This window comes from Methylobacterium sp. J-030, from assembly GCF_022829545.1.
Classification (GTDB): Bacteria; Pseudomonadota; Alphaproteobacteria; order Rhizobiales; family Beijerinckiaceae; genus Methylobacterium.
This window is the reverse complement of sequence record NZ_JAKSYM010000391.1, coordinates 45,735-60,849: the sequence shown is the minus strand read 5'-3', so window position 1 is coordinate 60,849 and position 15,115 is coordinate 45,735. Positions and strand designations below refer to the sequence as shown.

14 protein-coding genes are annotated in these 15,115 nt (G+C 72.7%); 9 read left to right on the top strand and 5 right to left on the bottom strand.

Features of this window, described 5'->3' with window-relative positions; genetic code table 11:
* The first annotated feature begins 106 nt into the window (after positions 1 to 106).
* The 4 genes from MKK75_RS31685 to MKK75_RS31670 all read left to right on the top strand — a co-directional run bounded on the left by MKK75_RS31685 (position 107) and on the right by MKK75_RS31670 (position 4,945).
* Positions 107 to 1,045, top strand: a complete 939-nt coding sequence (locus tag MKK75_RS31685; RefSeq protein WP_244046443.1) for an ornithine cyclodeaminase family protein — start codon at positions 107 to 109, stop codon at positions 1,043 to 1,045.
* A gap of 36 nt (positions 1,046 to 1,081) precedes the next feature.
* Complete coding sequence (gene cobF, locus MKK75_RS31680; protein ID WP_244046442.1) at positions 1,082 to 1,870, top strand: precorrin-6A synthase (deacetylating); 789 nt, start codon at positions 1,082 to 1,084, stop codon at positions 1,868 to 1,870.
* Between the two features lie 182 nt (positions 1,871 to 2,052).
* Positions 2,053 to 3,792 (top strand): DEAD/DEAH box helicase, encoded by a 1,740-nt coding sequence (locus MKK75_RS31675; RefSeq protein WP_244046441.1) that lies wholly within the window; start codon positions 2,053 to 2,055, stop codon positions 3,790 to 3,792.
* Between the two features lie 808 nt (positions 3,793 to 4,600).
* Positions 4,601 to 4,945, top strand: coding sequence for a hypothetical protein (locus MKK75_RS31670; protein ID WP_244046440.1), 345 nt, complete (start codon positions 4,601 to 4,603; stop codon positions 4,943 to 4,945).
* Between the two features lie 22 nt (positions 4,946 to 4,967).
* On the opposite strand, the gene MKK75_RS31665 is transcribed toward MKK75_RS31670, so the two are convergent.
* The 3 genes from MKK75_RS31665 to MKK75_RS31655 form a co-directional block, all read right to left on the bottom strand.
* Positions 4,968 to 5,186, bottom strand: a complete 219-nt coding sequence (locus MKK75_RS31665) for a hypothetical protein (RefSeq protein WP_244046439.1) — start codon at positions 5,184 to 5,186, stop codon at positions 4,968 to 4,970.
* A gap of 217 nt (positions 5,187 to 5,403) precedes the next feature.
* Complete coding sequence (locus MKK75_RS31660) at positions 5,404 to 6,042, bottom strand: winged helix-turn-helix domain-containing protein (RefSeq protein ID WP_244046438.1); 639 nt, start codon at positions 6,040 to 6,042, stop codon at positions 5,404 to 5,406.
* A gap of 92 nt (positions 6,043 to 6,134) precedes the next feature.
* The gene (locus MKK75_RS31655) at positions 6,135 to 7,229 is read right to left on the bottom strand and encodes a replication protein RepA (RefSeq protein ID WP_244046437.1); all 1,095 of its coding nucleotides are present in this window, start codon (positions 7,227 to 7,229) and stop codon (positions 6,135 to 6,137) included.
* Positions 7,230 to 7,955: 726 nt separating this feature from the next.
* On the opposite strand from MKK75_RS31655, the gene MKK75_RS31650 reads away from it, so the two are divergent.
* Together MKK75_RS31650 and MKK75_RS31645 are read left to right on the top strand one after the other, a co-directional pair.
* Positions 7,956 to 8,801: a TrmH family RNA methyltransferase gene (locus MKK75_RS31650; protein ID WP_244046530.1), complete on the top strand. Its 846-nt coding sequence runs from the start codon at positions 7,956 to 7,958 to the stop codon at positions 8,799 to 8,801.
* Between the two features lie 122 nt (positions 8,802 to 8,923).
* On the top strand, positions 8,924 to 9,178 hold the full coding sequence (locus MKK75_RS31645; RefSeq protein ID WP_244046436.1) for a hypothetical protein: 255 nt from the start codon (positions 8,924 to 8,926) through the stop codon (positions 9,176 to 9,178).
* 51 nt (positions 9,179 to 9,229) lie between these two features.
* Here MKK75_RS31645 and MKK75_RS31640 read toward each other — a convergent pair whose 3' ends face one another.
* Positions 9,230 to 10,177: a polysaccharide deacetylase family protein gene (locus tag MKK75_RS31640; RefSeq protein WP_244046435.1), complete on the bottom strand. Its 948-nt coding sequence runs from the start codon at positions 10,175 to 10,177 to the stop codon at positions 9,230 to 9,232.
* Between the two features lie 211 nt (positions 10,178 to 10,388).
* Positions 10,389 to 11,570, bottom strand: coding sequence for an acetylornithine deacetylase (gene argE, locus MKK75_RS31635; protein ID WP_244046434.1), 1,182 nt, complete (start codon positions 11,568 to 11,570; stop codon positions 10,389 to 10,391).
* Positions 11,571 to 11,696: 126 nt separating this feature from the next.
* On the opposite strand from argE, the gene MKK75_RS31630 reads away from it, so the two are divergent.
* The 3 genes from MKK75_RS31630 (at position 11,697) to MKK75_RS31620 (ending at position 15,073) form a co-directional block, all read left to right on the top strand.
* Positions 11,697 to 11,996, top strand: coding sequence for a hypothetical protein (locus tag MKK75_RS31630; RefSeq protein WP_244046433.1), 300 nt, complete (start codon positions 11,697 to 11,699; stop codon positions 11,994 to 11,996).
* 69 nt (positions 11,997 to 12,065) lie between these two features.
* Positions 12,066 to 12,962 carry an alpha/beta hydrolase gene (locus tag MKK75_RS31625; RefSeq protein ID WP_244046432.1) on the top strand — a complete coding sequence of 299 codons (897 nt, stop codon included), beginning with the start codon at positions 12,066 to 12,068 and terminating at the stop codon, positions 12,960 to 12,962.
* Positions 12,963 to 13,309: 347 nt separating this feature from the next.
* Positions 13,310 to 15,073: a sensor histidine kinase gene (locus MKK75_RS31620; protein WP_409567638.1), complete on the top strand. Its 1,764-nt coding sequence runs from the start codon at positions 13,310 to 13,312 to the stop codon at positions 15,071 to 15,073.
* Positions 15,074 to 15,115: the final 42 nt, after the last annotated feature.

The following is a 15,115-nucleotide window of genomic DNA, read 5'->3' as shown; positions in this document are numbered from 1 at the left end:
CGGGGCAGGGCCCCGGCACCGGGCGAAGCCCGGCAGCAGGGCTCTGCCCTGCACCCGCGAAAGGTCTCGACCGTTCGAAACCATGACTTGGGAGGTCCATGAACCCATGCGCTTCATCTCGGAGGAGGAATCGGCCGCGCTGGTCGATCACGCCATGGCGTTCGACGCGGCCCGCGAGGCGCTGATCGCCGCGGTGACGCCGGGCACCACCCTGTTCCCGGCGGTGCTCGGCCACGGCTCGGAGCCGACCAACCGGTTCTCGATCAAGTCGGGCGCGACGGCCGACTATGCCGGCCTGAAGGTCGGCTCGTTCTGGCCCGGCAATCCGGACCGGGGCCTGCCCCGGCACAATTCGGTGATCCTGCTGTTCGATCAGGCCGTTGGTCGGGTCGATACGGTGATCGAGGCGGGCCGCGTCAACGCCTATCGCACCGCCGCCGCCGACGCGGTGGCGGCGAGCGTGCTGGCCCGGCCGGATTCGGCGGTTCTCGCCGTGTTCGGGGCCGGCAACCAGGCCGAGTTCGAGTGCGCGGCGCTGGCCCGGGTGCTGCCGATCCGGACGGTGCTGGTCGTCGCCCGGGACACCGCCAAGGTCGCGGGTTTCGCCGCGCGCCTGGCAGGGCAGGGGGCCTCCGGGATCGACGTGCGGGCGGCCGCGCCCCGGGAGGCCTGCGAAGCCGCCGACATGATCGTCACGGCGACACCCGCCCGCGCGCCGCTGTTCGAGGCCGATTGGGTCCGCCCCGGCACGCATGTCTCCGCCATGGGGGTGGATGCCAAGGGCAAGCAGGAATTGCCCCCCGCCCTGCTGGAGCGGGGGCGCCTGTTCTGCGACCTGCCGGAGCAGTCGCGCACCATCGGCGAGTTCCAGCACGCCTCCGCGCAGGCCCAGGCGAGCCTCACGGCGATCGGCGCCGTGCTGCGGAGCGGGGAGGGGGGCCGGATGGATCCGGAGGCGATCACCGTATTCGATTCCTCCGGCATCGCCCTGCAGGACCTGACCATCGCCCGGGCGATCCTCGCCAAAGCCGACGCGCGCTTGTAGGGAGGCCGGCGCCGGCCCGCCCCGGCGGAGGACGGTATGCAGAACAGGCAGATCCGCGTCATCGGCATCGGCACGGGCGATCCCGAGCACCTGACCCTCCAGGCGGTGCGGGCGCTCGCCGACGTCGACGTCGTGTTCGTGCTCGACAAGCGCGCCGAGACCGCCGACCTCGTCGAGATCCGCCGCCGGATCTGCGCGGCCCATATCCGAAAACCCCACCGGGTGATCGCCGTGGAAGATCCGCCCCGGGAGCGCCAACCGGTCGATTACGGCAGCACCGTCGCGGCTTGGCACGCGGCCCGGGCCGAGCGGCTGGAGGCGGCCTTCGCGAAAGATCTCGGGCCGGGGGCGGTGGGGGCGATCCTCGCCTGGGGCGATCCGGCCCTCTACGACAGCGTGCTGCGCATCCTCGACCGCATCGCCGCCCGCCAGCAGGTGGCGTTCACCCGCACGGTGATTCCCGGCCTGACGAGCGTGCAGGTGCTCGCCGCCCGCCACGGCGTGCCGCTGAACGGCATCGGCGGATCGGTGCTGATCACCACCGGCCGGCGCCTCGCCGCGGGTTGGCCGGGGGAGATCGACAGCGTCGTGGTGATGCTCGACGGCGACCCGGCCTTCGGCCATCTCAACCCGGATCTGACGATCTTCTGGGGCGCCTATCTCGGCAGCCCGGACGAGATCCTGATCGCCGGCCGGCTGGGCGACGTCAGCGACGCGATCCGCCGGACCCGGGCGGAGGCCCGGGACCGCCACGGCTGGATCATGGACATCTACCTGCTACGCCGTGACCCCACCGACACGGACAGGGACGCCAAGCCCCGCTAGAGGGCGGTTCCACCACGCGACAATCCCAGATTCAAAAGGTCTGCGACCTTTTGCGGGTGCAGGACCGCGCCCCGCGGTCGGGCTTCGCCCGATATCGGGGCTCTGCCCCGACACCCCGCCAAAGGGCCTAGGCCCTTTGGAATCCGAGAATGGCGGCGGATCGGGCTGAGGCGAAGACGGGTATGCCACGTCCTGAGCAGGGATTGCGACTGCGGGACTACCAGCGCGCCAGTCTCGATGCCCTCGCGGCCGCCTGGGGGCGGGGCGGGGCGGACGCGGCGGCGCCCGGCCACCTGATCGTGCTGCCCACCGGCGCCGGCAAGTCGCTCGTGATCGCGACCCTCGCCCGGGAGACCCTTGCAGAAAACCCCCTCGCCCGGGTGGCGATCGTCACCCACAGCCGCGAGCTCGTGGCCCAGAACTTTTCCGAACTCACCCGCGCCTGGCCGGAGGCGCCGGCCGGGATTTTTTCCGCCGGGCTCGGGCGGCGGGAGGCCGGCGCGCAGGTTCTGGTCTGCAGCATCCAATCGGTAGCCGGTCGGCTCGACGCGGTGGGGCCGCGCGACCTCGTGATCGTCGACGAGGCCCACCTGATCCCCCGCGCCTCGGAAACGCGCTACGGCCGCTTCCTGGCGGGACTGCGGGCGCGCACGCCCGGGATGCGGGTGGCGGGCTTCACCGCGACCCCCTACCGGCTCGATTCCGGCCGGCTCGACGAAGGCCCGCACCGGCTGTTCTCCGGCATCGCCTACGAGGCCGACACCTTCACGCTGATCCGGCAGGGTTTCCTGGCGCCGCTCATCTCCAAGGCGACGCTGACCCAGCTCGACGTCTCGCGGGTCGGCCGGCGCGCGGGCGACTACATCCCGGGCGAGCTGGAGGCGGCGGTCAACCGCGACGCGGTCACCCGGGCCGCGGTCGCGGAACTCGCGGATTACGGGCGCGGGCGCCGGGCCTGGCTCGCCTTCTGCGCCGGGCTCGCCCATGCCGAGGCCGTGCGGGATGCGGTGCGGGCGGAAGGGTTTCCCTGCGAGACCGTCTCGGGCGAGACGCCCCGCCGGGAGCGCGACCGGATCGTCGCCGCCTTCCGGGCCGGAACAATCCGCTGCCTGACCTCGGTCGGCGTCCTCGGCACCGGCTTCAACGTGCCCGAGGTCGACCTCGTGGCGCTGCTGCGCCCGACCCGCAGCACCGGCCTCTACGTCCAGCAGGTCGGCCGCGCGCTGCGCCGCGCGCCGGGTAAGTCCGACGCGCTGATCCTCGATTACGCCGGACTGGTGCGGATGCACGGGCCGGTGGACGCCGTGACCGCCCGAAGCGCCGGAGAGGTCCAGAGCCAGCTGCTCGGCGGGGCAGGGGGCCTGCGCGCCAAGCCCTGCCCCGGCTGCGGCGCCCTGATCGCCCTCAACGCCTCGACCTGCGAGCCCTGCTGGACAGAGCCGGACACGGATGCGCAGGGCGATGCCCCGCACGCGGCCGCGGCCGACGACGAATGGCCGATCCTCTCGGCCGATCCCGGCGCGGACGGCATCGGACCGGCCGGCCCTGCCCCCGCGCCGGACGACCCTCGGGACGAGACTCCCTGGCATCCGGTGACGACGTTGCGCCTGGAGGCCGCGCCCGACGGGCTCGACCTCGTGCTCGGCTGGCGCGACGGTGCCGTGGAGGCCGCTTGGTCCGTGCGCTTGCGCCCCGAGCGCACCGGTTACGAGCGCGAGAAGGCGGTGCACTGGTGGCGCGGCCTCGGGGGCGGCCGGGATGCGCCCATGACCACGGACGGGTTTCTGGACCGCGCCGATCACCTGATCCGCCCGGCGGTGATCCGGATCCGGCCGGGCCGGCTGACGGAGCAGATTGAGTGCCGGGCAGATGACGGACGGATGCTCGGCGATACCCGTCGGCGGCGCGGATGCGCAGCGTGATACAAGCACGCGGGGAGGGGGCTGAGACCGCCCTCACCCGGATCATTCGAACTCGCCGTGACGTCGACCCGGCCGGCTCGCACCGCCTCGACCATCCCCCCCGCCCCGCCGGTACGGCCTTTATGTTCCATAATATATCTTATGCGAACACCTGATGGCTTTAGCGTTCCCCGCCACCGCGGAGATCGGTTCGGCGTCGGAGCGCGTCGGCGGCCGCGATGAACCGCCGTCACGCGATCGAGGCAGGACTTTATCGAGGCAGGACTTTCTGGCGGCCGCCCGGAGATGCGGCGACAGAGGTTGACCGGACGGAGAGACCGATCAGAGCTTCGTTGGTGAGGGATTCGGCGCGGGCTGACGGCACGGGGCGGCGCTTTGCCGGGTGAGGGCCGTTCAAGGTGCCCTCCCCGCGCAAACGCGCCGCGGTGGCGCCCGGTCTGCACGCGTGTTCCCGCGGACTCCGGTGATGGGCCGGGTCGAGGCCCAGCCTTGCGGGCGCCGGCCGGTCTCGATGCCCCGGCTGGATCTGTCGGTGCCAGGGCGACGCGTCGAAGCCAGCGTCAGTCCGGCGACACCGCGGTCGCCGTGGCTTCGAGACCGATGGCGGGTTTCGGTATCGCGCATCGGGTTCTTCCGGCCGCTCCACCAAAACCGGACCACGCAATCTATTGACTTATTTACGACGGTAAAAATTCGTTCATTCTAAATGTTTGTGCGTCTTTAACGAGCCGACGCTTAGATTCGCTCGCCGGTCGGTCTCGTCACGAAGATTCGGCCAGCGGGATCGTTCGCGTCAGGAGCTTCGTCGATGCTCAGATTCCTCACGGCTCCGGCCGCTTATCTGATCCTATGTGGCGCGGCCGCCGCGCAGGACATGCCCGGGCTCGCGACGCTCGGCCCGCCCGATCTCGTACAGCCGAGCGAGCGGGTACCCGAGCCGAAGGTCGACACCGATCACCCGCAGGGCGATCCGTCCGTGTTGCGGGTTCTCGGGACCGGCGAGCAGCCGTCCGGCGGCCTCGCCCCGCGCGGGGCCGAATCCGGTGCAGGCCAAGCCGTCGCCAACCTGAAGACCGCGCCCAGCCCCGCCAGGCCCTGGTGTGTGCAGGAGCGCCGGATCGGGACCGGGGCCGGCTTCTGCATGATCAACTGAGCCGGGCCGCGCGGCCGGCGGCTCATGAGGCCGCGTAGACCGACACCTCGTCGAAGGTCTCGTCGGCTCCCGGTGCGTAGGTGAGGGAGGCGGCGAGGAGCAGCAGCACGGTCGCCACGACGACCGCGGTGACGAGCAGGCGCGTGAGGCGTTCCGCATGCGCCCGGGCGGCATGGATCACCGCACAGCCGAGCACGAAGGCACAGGCCTGCGCGGCCGGGTTTGCGAGCGCCGCCGTCACCGCGCAGCTCCCGGAACGCGCCCAGGATTCCGTCCCCGGTGGATCCCGTCCATGACATCCCCTCCCCGGCCCGGAGGCCCGGCCGCGGCGCGGGCCCCGCGCCGTCCCGCAGCGCGACCAGTCCCATCAGGTTTTCCGGCGCCCTGCGACCCCGATATGAGGGAGGCGGTCCCGGCCGGGGCCGGCCGTCGCGCATTCGTGACCGGTCGGCGGCCGATCAGGCCGATACCCCGTCCGCCGCCAGCGCGTAGGTGGCCTCGCCGACGCGCCGCAGGGGACCACCCGGGCCGGACCGTTTCCACAACCGGGTATTGAGCGCCGCCACGGGATCGCGGCCCGGCAGGGTGAAGCCCTGCGCCGAGAGGACGTCCAGGATCTCCGCCGCGTGCAGGGGCCGGCCAGCCCGCGCGAGGGCCGCGCAGGCGGCCTCCACCAGGGCCCGGCCATAGCGTCGGGCCCCCGCGACATCATCCGTAAAGGCGATGGCCGGTGGGATCGTCGCCGCCATCGGTCGGGCCTCGGAATGCCGCGACGCGGGCAATCCGGCGGGTGTGATTCCGTGGTCGGACGTGCGCTCCGCGCCCGGCGCCGGATCCGGCGGGATCGTTCGGTCCGCGGCGGGACAGGGGGGTGGGGTCGTGTCCCGTTCGCATGTCCGAGCGGGCGCCGGGGCGGAGACCGGGCCTGCGTCCGATCCGGTATCCGGATCGTGCCCGTCGGCCCCGCCCCTCACGGCCCCGAGGCGGCGGCCAAGTTCCTGATAGAGGACGAGATCCGCGATCTCCCGGTCGAGCGCCTCGCGCTGGCGCCGCAGGGCCGCGAGCCGCATCTCGATCTCGGCATCCGAAACGCCCATCGATCAGTCCCTCCCGACAGAGGGAATACAACCTTTGTTCCCTAAATGGAATAGCCGTCCGTTGGCTTCGACCGTTCCGGAATACGACCGCCCTATTCCCTTGCGCGCGATCGTGTTCCCTTTGCGGCCGGCCGGGGCGGCACCAGCAGGGTACTGGGATCGGCCGGGTGCAGGGTCAGGCCGCCATCGTCGAGCAGGATCGGCAGGCGCGGAAAAACCTCGCGCAGATGCGTGAGATCCGCCTTGAAGGCCTGCCGGAAGCTGCGGATCGAGGCGTTCTCGGCCCCGAACTGCGCGTGGAGGTTGTTCCAGGTCAGCCGCAGCGGCCGCTGGAGCGACCGCAGCCGGTAGCCGGTCCAGAACAGCAGGTCGAGCTTGCGCGCCGAGCCCGAGAAGGCCCGGGCGGCCCGGATATCGACCGGCAGAGCGTGCCGAATCAGGGTCTCGTAGAATTCCGGATCGAAGCGCACGGTGCGTTCCGCGGTCTCGTCCCCCTCCCCGGCCCGGGGGCGCCACAATTCCAGGCTGCGGAAGGGCGGCACGTTCAGGGTGGTGGCGCTGTCGCGTCCGTCCCACAGGCCGATCTGCATCGAGCAGGCGGCGAGCCGGTTCAGCTGCTCCTTGAACTGCCGGATGGTGCCGCGCTCGCCGCCGGTCACCGCAAAACCCATCTCGCGCATGAAGCCCGACAGGGTCTCGGCGACCTTCACGGTGGGGCTGCGCTGGCGCACGGCCTCGGTGCAGAGGTGGAGCAGCATCAGCCGGGCTTTCGGCCCGTAGGGCAGGCCCTGGGCCACGAAGGCGCCGGTCTCCGGATCCTTGATCCGCCCGGCGATCAGGCTCAGCGAGTTGCGCCCGTAGGTGCGGGAGAACTCGCGCACCGGCCCGGGGTCGCGGTACGGCAGGCCGCAGAGCGCCAGCACCGAGTGGATGTGCTGCAGGCTCGACGGCAGGGCCGGCTCGCTCTCGATCACCAGCCGCACGGCGTCGCGGCGGCGCTGGTCGCGGGAGAGGCCCGACCGGCGGCGCTCCTCCTCCCCGAGCAGGGCCGCCTGCGCGTCGCGCGCGCGCTGGCGATGCAGGACGTGCTCGACGATCTGCGCGAACAGGAAACCGCCGCGCGCCGCCTCGACCTCGGCCCGCAGGTCCGGATCGTGGATTCCGGCGATCTTCTCCTCGATGGTCATCGCCCCTCGGCCCGAGTCGCACGGTCGCGTCCCACCCTGGCAGGCGGGACGGCGGCCCGAACCCGCCATGCCACGATTCGGCGGTCGGGGTCCGGGTCCGATCCGGTTTGTCCCGGCAATCCACGCTTCCCCTCCCCGCCCGGATCCGCGGGGTTGTGGGCGGGATCGCGCAGAGTCGCATACGGCCCGCGCCAGCCGCCCGACCCTGCGCAGAGTTCGATACGCCGCGGACCGGGTATTCCATCCCCGTTATCCACCGCGCCCGGCCGGATTTCGCGCCGAATCCGATACGCGGATGCGCAGACTCCGATACGCCGACCCGCCGATCCGGCGCAGACTCCGATACGCCGGGACGCAGAGTTCAATGCGACGCTGCGCAGAGTCGGATACCTGAAGCGCCATCAAGTCTTTGATGGGCCTCATCAATTTGCCACAGCATATAGTCTGCTGAACTGACTCTCTGAAAGACTCGTCTAGATATTTTTCCTAGCGCGCGCGGAGCCGTTCGTTGCAACGAACGAAGCATAGGCAGAAGGAATTTACACAGGGATCAAAGGGAATATACCTGTCTTGTCCACATTCCGCAGCGATCCGCATCTCAAACGAGCCCCGGCGCTTCGCTCGGAGGCCGGCTTGACGCGGACGACGACGCCCGGTTTCTCGGGACCGTCGAAGAAGGCCCTGCGGAAAAGCCATGCCGATGTTCCGTTCACCCGTCGCGTCCCGATGACGGACCGCCGCAACGACGCCCGCCCGCCCAAAGGCCGGTCACCGGAAGGCCGCCCGTCCGGTTCCTGGAGGCCTGGGGCCCAGCCCGGTCCTCGGCCCTCTGCGGCCGGCCCGCGGCGGGAAACCGGCGGCGCGGAAGCCGCCGTGCTCTACGGCTGGCATCCGGTGGTCCAGGCCCTGGGGAACACCGCGCGCGGCCTCCACCGACTCCTCGCCACCGAGAACGCCGCCGCGCGGCTGGAGGCGGAATTCGGCGGCGCCCTGCGGATCACGCCTGCGCTGGTGCGGCCGAACGAGATCGGCCGGCTGCTCGGCCCGGATGCCGTCCACCAGGGCCTGTATCTCGAGGCGGAGCCCCTGCCCGCCCCCGGGCTCGACGACCTGCCGGCCGACGCCCTGCTCCTGGCGCTGGATCAGATCACCGACCCGCACAATGTCGGGGCGATCGTGCGCACCGCCGCGGCCTTCGGGGTCGCGGGGATCGTCACCACGGCCCGCCACGCGCCGGGCGCCACCGGGGTCCTGGCGAAATCCGCGTCCGGCGGGCTGGAGCACGTGCCGTTCGTGACCGTACGGAACCTCGCCGAGGCGCTGATCGCCCTGGGTGAGCGGGGCTTCACGCGGGTCGGGCTCGATTCCGATGCGCCGGAGAGCCTCGATACCCTGACCATCGCCCGGCCGCTGGTGATCGTGCTGGGCGCCGAGGGCAAGGGCCTGCGCGAGCGGACCCGAGGCTGCTGTGACGTCCTGGCCCGGATCCCGTTCTCGGGCGCGATCCGCAGCCTCAACGTCTCGAACGCCGCCGCCATCACCCTCTACGCCCTGGGCCGGGCTCGGACCTGAACGCGCCCCGGACACGTTCGGAAACACGGAACCGGCGGCGCGGGCGCTGTTTCGCCTAGGCATGGGGCGGCGACCTGCCGTAGAATACCCGGCGAGGGGGCGTGGCCTCAAGGCGGCGCCGGATGCTGGACGATGCGTTTACCTACGGGGGCTGGGCCTTCAGCCTCGTCGCCGTCGGCGTGTGGCTGTGGCTCGCGCAGCGGGCCTTCCCGAGCTTCGACAGCTTCGTGAAGGGGTTCGACGACGAATTGCAGCTCGGCGCGAGCTGCGAGGAACGGGCGCGCCGAGCGCGCTGGCATCAGGTCCGGCAGGCCGCCGTGGCCCTGACCGCCGTGGCGGCCCTGTGCCTGTCGATCGGCTTCGCGATTCCGGATTGATCGGCCCGGAACGCTCTCCGCCGCGGTGGATGCCGGTTCGCAGAGAGCGCGTCACGACAGGGCCCCGCGGTCGGGGCGCTGACCCGACACCCCGCCACGGGGCTCCAGTCCCTCGGGATCCCTCGACGCTCCGGCGTAGACCTGCGCGGCGATCGCGCCCGCGGTGGTGAGCCAGATCCGGTCCCGGTGGGACGCGATGTGGGCCAGCGCCGCCTTGAGCGGTCGCAGCCGGTGGGGCTGTCCGACGATGTAGGGGTGGAGCGCGATCCCCATCACCAGGGGCGCCGTGGCGGATTGTTCCAGCATCTCGTCGAAGGCATCGACGATCGCCTCGGCGAACGCGCGGCCCGTCTCCTTGCGGGCGACGATCGCCGGGATGTCGTTCAGTTCCTGGGGGTAGGGCACGGCGAGGATCCGCCCGCCGCCGCGGGTCGCCATCCAGGTCGGCTGGTCGTCGTGGCACCAGTCGAGCAGGTAGCGGTAGCCGGCCTCGGCGAGCAGGTCGGGCGTGACCCGCGATTGGGAGATCCACGGGCCGAGCCAGCCTGCGGGCGCCCGCCCCTCCTCCCGGGTGAGGATCGCGGTGGATTCCGCGATCAGGGCCCGCTCGTCGGCCTCCGGGAGGGTGCCCTGCCGCTCGGCATTGGTGCGGCCGTGGCCGACGATCTCGTCGCCGCGCGCCCGGAAGGCCTCGATCAGGCCGGGGCAGTCCCGGTAGAGCCGGCTGTTCGCCAGGACGCTCGCCGGCAGGGCCAGAGTCTCGAGGGCATCGCGCAGCCGCCATGCCCCGATCCGGTTGCCCCAGTCCCGCCAGGCGTAGTTCAGCACGTCGGGCTGCGGGCCCCCCGGTGCGAGCTCGGCGCCGAGCCCGGTACCGAAGTCGAAGGTCTCGAGGTTGAGCCCGACATAGACCGCGAGCCGCCGCCCGCCGGGCCAGTCGTAGACCGGCCGATCGGGTAGGGCGCTGTAGCCGTAGCGGCCGTGTCGGGCATCATCCATCGCGGGGTCCGGGGTTCGGGTCAGATCCCCGCGAGATAGGGCGGCGCACCGGCGAACATCATGGTTTCGAAAGGTCGAGACCTTTCGCGGGTGCAGGGCAGAGCCCTGCGGTCCGGCTCTTCCACCCCCTCGCGAGGGGGTGGAAGAGCCGTTCGTCGGGGTTTCACCCCGACACCCCACCAAAGGACGTGTCCTTTGGGATCCCGTGATCTCAGTCCCGGCAGGTCGCGATCAGGCGGCGCACGAAGCCCGCGCAGGCCTCGAGCTCGGCCCGGGTCACGTACTCGTCGGCCCGGTGGGCGCGGGCGATGGAGCCGGGGCCGATCACCACGGCGGGCACGCCGCCGAGCCGCTCGAACAGCCCGCCCTCCGTGCCGTACGAGACCTTGGCGTGGCCGTTGCGGCCGGCGAGCCGCTTGGCCAGGGTCACGACCGGCGCCTCCGGGTCGGTGTCGAGGCCCGGATAGTCGATCAGCGGCTCGACCGCGACGCCGCAGGCCGGGTCCACCGCCCGCATCAGCGGCGCCAGCGTGTCGGTGGCATACGCGATGGCCGATGCGGCCAGGGCCCCGGCATCGTCCGCGCCGATCGCCCGGTACTCGAAGCTGACGCTGCAGGTGTCGGGCACGATGTTGAGCGCCGAACCGCCCTGGACCACGCTCGACAGGCCGGTGGTGTGGGGCACGTCGTAGAGCCCATCCCGGGCGCCGTCCCGGGCGAGCGCCTCCGCGGACAGCCGGACATGCTCGATGAACCGAGCGGCGTATTCCACCGCGTTGACGCCCTGGGGCGCCAGGGCGGAATGGCTGGCCCGGCCCCGGAAGGTGAGGCGGGCTGCGGCCTTGCCCTTGTGGCCGACCACCACCTCCATGCCCGTAGGCTCGCCCACGAAGCAGCCGAGCGGTCGCGGCACCCGCTCCAGCATCCGGGCGATCAACGGGCGCACCCCGAGGCAGCCGACCTCCTCGTCGTACGAGATCGCGAGGTGGAGCGGGGTGGCGAGATCGGCCGCCGCCATCTCGGGCAGGAGCGCGAGGCAGACCGCCAGGAACCCCTTCATGTCGGAGGTGCCCCGCCCGTAGAGCCGGTCCCCGGCCTCCCGCAGGGTGAACGGGTCCGACGACCAGGGCTGACCCGCCACCGGCACCACGTCGCTGTGGCCGGACAGCACGTAGCCGGGCCGGCTCTCGAACGGGCCGACGCTCACCAGCAGCGCCGCCTTCCGGCCGGTCGCGTCCGTCACCCGCTCGACCGCGGCGCCGTGGCGGCGGCCATAGGCCTCCACCCAGTCGATCAGCGGCAGGTTCGAGCGGTCGCTCACCGTGTCGAACCCGACGAGGGTCGCCAGCAGCGCCGCGGGATCGGGGGCGGGGTACGGATCGGACTCTGGCATGGATAGCGCGACTCGTTTCCGGGAAAGACCACCTTGTACGGGGTTTTCGAAGCGCCGGGGATCCCGGAACCGAAGGCGCCCGTGCGGCGTAGCTGCCGCAGGCCCCTCCCCCGCCGAGCCCGACCCATGGCCCGATCCATGCGCCTCCCGCCGCAAGCGATGGCCGCTTCCCTGATCCTGCTCGTCCTGCTGCCGGCCGCGGCCGCAGCCCGCCCGTACCGGCACCCGCCGGACCGCGCGACGGACACGGACCGGACGCTCACCCGGATGGCCGCCCGCGACCGTTTCCGGGACTGGCGGGCTTGGCAGGAGGTCCGCCCGCCCGCCCGGATCTTCGCCCCGGCCACCCGGGAGCGGGTGGCGGCCCCGCCCTTCACCGGCTGGGGCTACGGCGGCACGATCCCCGGGGCACAGGCCGGCTTCTGAACCCACCTCGACCCGGATCCCGCACCCTGCCATGGTGTGCGAGCTGGGCGGTGCCGGAGACAACCCACAATGGATCAAGCGACCCCGGACCAAACGACCCCGGACCGAGCGTTTCGCCTGGACGATCCGACCCCGGCGGATCCGCGCCGTCGCTGGGCCTCCCTCGATCCCGACGCCCGGGACGCCTGCTACGACAACACCCGCGCGGTGGCCGACAGCGCGCAGCGGGTCGCCGCCCGGGACGCGGCCTCGGCGGCCTACCGGGCGGCGCATCCCCGAGGCCTCGACCGGCCCTACGGCCCGGGAGCCCGCAACGCCGTCGATCTCTATCCGGCCCGGGATGCCGCTGCGCCCTGCCTCGTCTTCCTCCACGGGGGCTACTGGCAGCGGGGCGCCCGGGAGCTGTTCGCCTGCTTCGCGGAAGGGCCGAACGCCGCCGGCTGGTCGGTGGCGATGGTCGGCTACACCCTCGCCCCGGAGGCGGGCCTCACCCGGATCGCGGCCGAGATCGATGCGGCCCTCGACTGGCTGGCCGCGCAGGGTCCGGGGCACGGGATCCGCGGCCCCCTGGTCCTGTCGGGCTGGTCGGCGGGCGGGCTGCTCGCCGCGCTGCGGCTCGGCCATTCGGCCGTAGCGGCCGGCCTCGCCATCTCGGGCGTCTACGACCTCGCGCCGATCCGCCAGACCACGCTCAACGCCAAGCTCGCTCTGACCGACGCGGAGATCGAGACCCTCTCGCCCCTGCGCCTGCCGGTCTGTGCCAAGCCCCTGTGCATCGCCTACGGCACGGCCGAGCTGCCCGCGCTGATCCACGACGCCCGCAACCTGCACGCCCTGCGGGCGGCGGCCCATGCCCCCGGTCCCCTGCTGCCGGTGCCCGGGGCCGAGCATTTTTCCGTGCTCGACGCCCTGCGCCGGCCGGACGGGATCCTGGTGCGGGCGGCCCATGCCCTGCTCGGGGGCTGACGGCTTCGGGAATGTCGAGTCATATTTGCAACTGGTGGTAGAGATTCTGGGCCGCAGGACGCCGATCCCGTCTTGCTGAGCGCCCTGTCTCATGGTGAGACAGGCATTGGGATAACGGGGCGCCGAATCGGTTCGGCGGGCGCGATCTCCGGCGGCGGGGCAGGCCGGATCCGAGGGGAGATCGGATGCGGGTTGTCGCGCGATCGGACGACCCTGCCGCGGCGACGCCTCCGGCGGCCTCTCCCCCTCCCCCCTTCGGGGCCTCGGCCGGTCAGGGCGGATCACAGGGCGAAACCAGGGCCGGTATCCGCGCCGGCCTGCGCCGAAGGCCGGTTCCGCGGCTGCGTGTGGTTCTGGCCCTGGGCTTCGGGACCCTCGGCCTCCTCGCCACCCTGGCGCTGGCCGCCCTGGTGAGCCGCGACGCGACCGCCCGGCTTGAGGCGGAGGTCGGCGGCCAGCTCGCCGAGATCGCCGGCCAGATGGCCCGCAGCCTCGACCTCGGCATGTTCGAGCGCTGGCGCGACATCCAGATCGCCGCCGCCTCCGACAGCCTGCGCGATCCCGGGGCCAGCGCGGCCGCCAGCACGGCCGCGAAGCGCGCCCTGATGGAGCGGATGCAGGCGACCTACCCGGCCTACTCGATCATCGGCCTGATCGATCCCGACGGGCGCGTCGCGGTGACCAGCACCGGCGCCCTGGAGGGGGCGGACGTCTCCGGCCGCGACTATTTTCGCGGGGGCCGCGAAAGGCCGTTCGTCGGCGACGTGCATCCGGCCAAGCTCCTGCAAACGGCGCTGGCCCCGACGGCCGCCCCACGGGAGCCGCTGCGCCTCCTCGACCTCGCGGCGCCGGTGCGCGCCGCGGACGGGCGGCTCGTCGGGGTGCTCGCCGCCCATCTCGACTGGACCTGGGCGCGCGACATGGCGCGCCTGCTCGAAGGGTCGTTCCGGGGTCACCGCGCGGGGGCCGAGATCCTGATCCTGGCGCGCGACGGCAGCGTGCTTCTCGGCCCGCCCGCCCTGCAGGGCGCCCCCCTGCCCCGGGACGTGCTGAACGGCGGGCGACCCCTCGACCCGCAGGGCGCGAGCCGGGTCGGATTCTGGCCCGACGCCGCCGCTTCCTATCTCAGCGCCCGCGCCGCCACGGCCGGATACCGGGACTATCCCGGGCTCGGCTGGCAGGTGGTGGTGCGCCAGACCGCCGACCGGGCCCTGGCGCCGGCCGCCGCCCTGCGCCGGCGCATCCTGATGGCGGGCAGCGCGGTGGCACTCGCGGCGGCTTTGCTCGCGTGGCTGCTCGCCGGCCTGATCGCCCGGCCCCTGCGGGAGCTGGCCCTCGCCGCCGGCGCCCTGGGGAACGACCGGCCGCTGCCGCCCCTGCCCCGTTCCCTCGTGCGTGAGGGCGCGCTGATCGCCGAGGCCCTGGGCACCGCGGCGGACGAACTCGCCCGACGCGGGGAAGCCCACCGGCTGCTGATCGATGAACTCAATCACAGGGTGAAAAATACCCTCGCCACCGTGCAGTCGATGGCGGCGCAGAGCCTCAAGAATCTCGGCGGCGGCGCCGTGGCCGGGCGCGACGCCTTCGAGGCCCGCCTGCTCGCCCTGTCGCGCGCCCACGACATCCTGACCCGGGAGAGCTGGGCGAGCGCGGACCTGCGCGGGATGGCCGACCAGGCCGTGCGCCCCTTTCTGGGCGAGCCCGGCTCCAAAAGGTTCCCGCGCGTCACCCTGGACGGGCCGGACCTGCGGCTGCCGCCCGAGGGGGCGCTGGCGCTCACGATGATCCTGCACGAACTCTGCACCAACGCGGTCAAGCACGGGGCCCTGTCGGTCCCGGGCGGCCGCGTGGCGCTGGCCTGGACGCTGGAGACGAGTCCGGGGGGCCGGGCCCTGCGCATGACCTGGCGCGAGCGCGGCGGTCCCCCGGTCGTGCCCCCGTCGCGGACCGGGTTCGGCACGCGCCTCCTGGAGCGGGGTTTCGCGGGCCGAACCACCGCCAGCCTCACCTACGCGGCCGAGGGGCTGGTCTACGTGGCGGCGAGCCCCCTGCCCGACGAACGCGCGGAGACCGGGCCGGCGCCGCCGCGCCTCCGGGCCGGGCGCGCCTGAGCCGGTCCCTGCATCAGGCCGGTGTCCTGCGGCGCGGGGCAG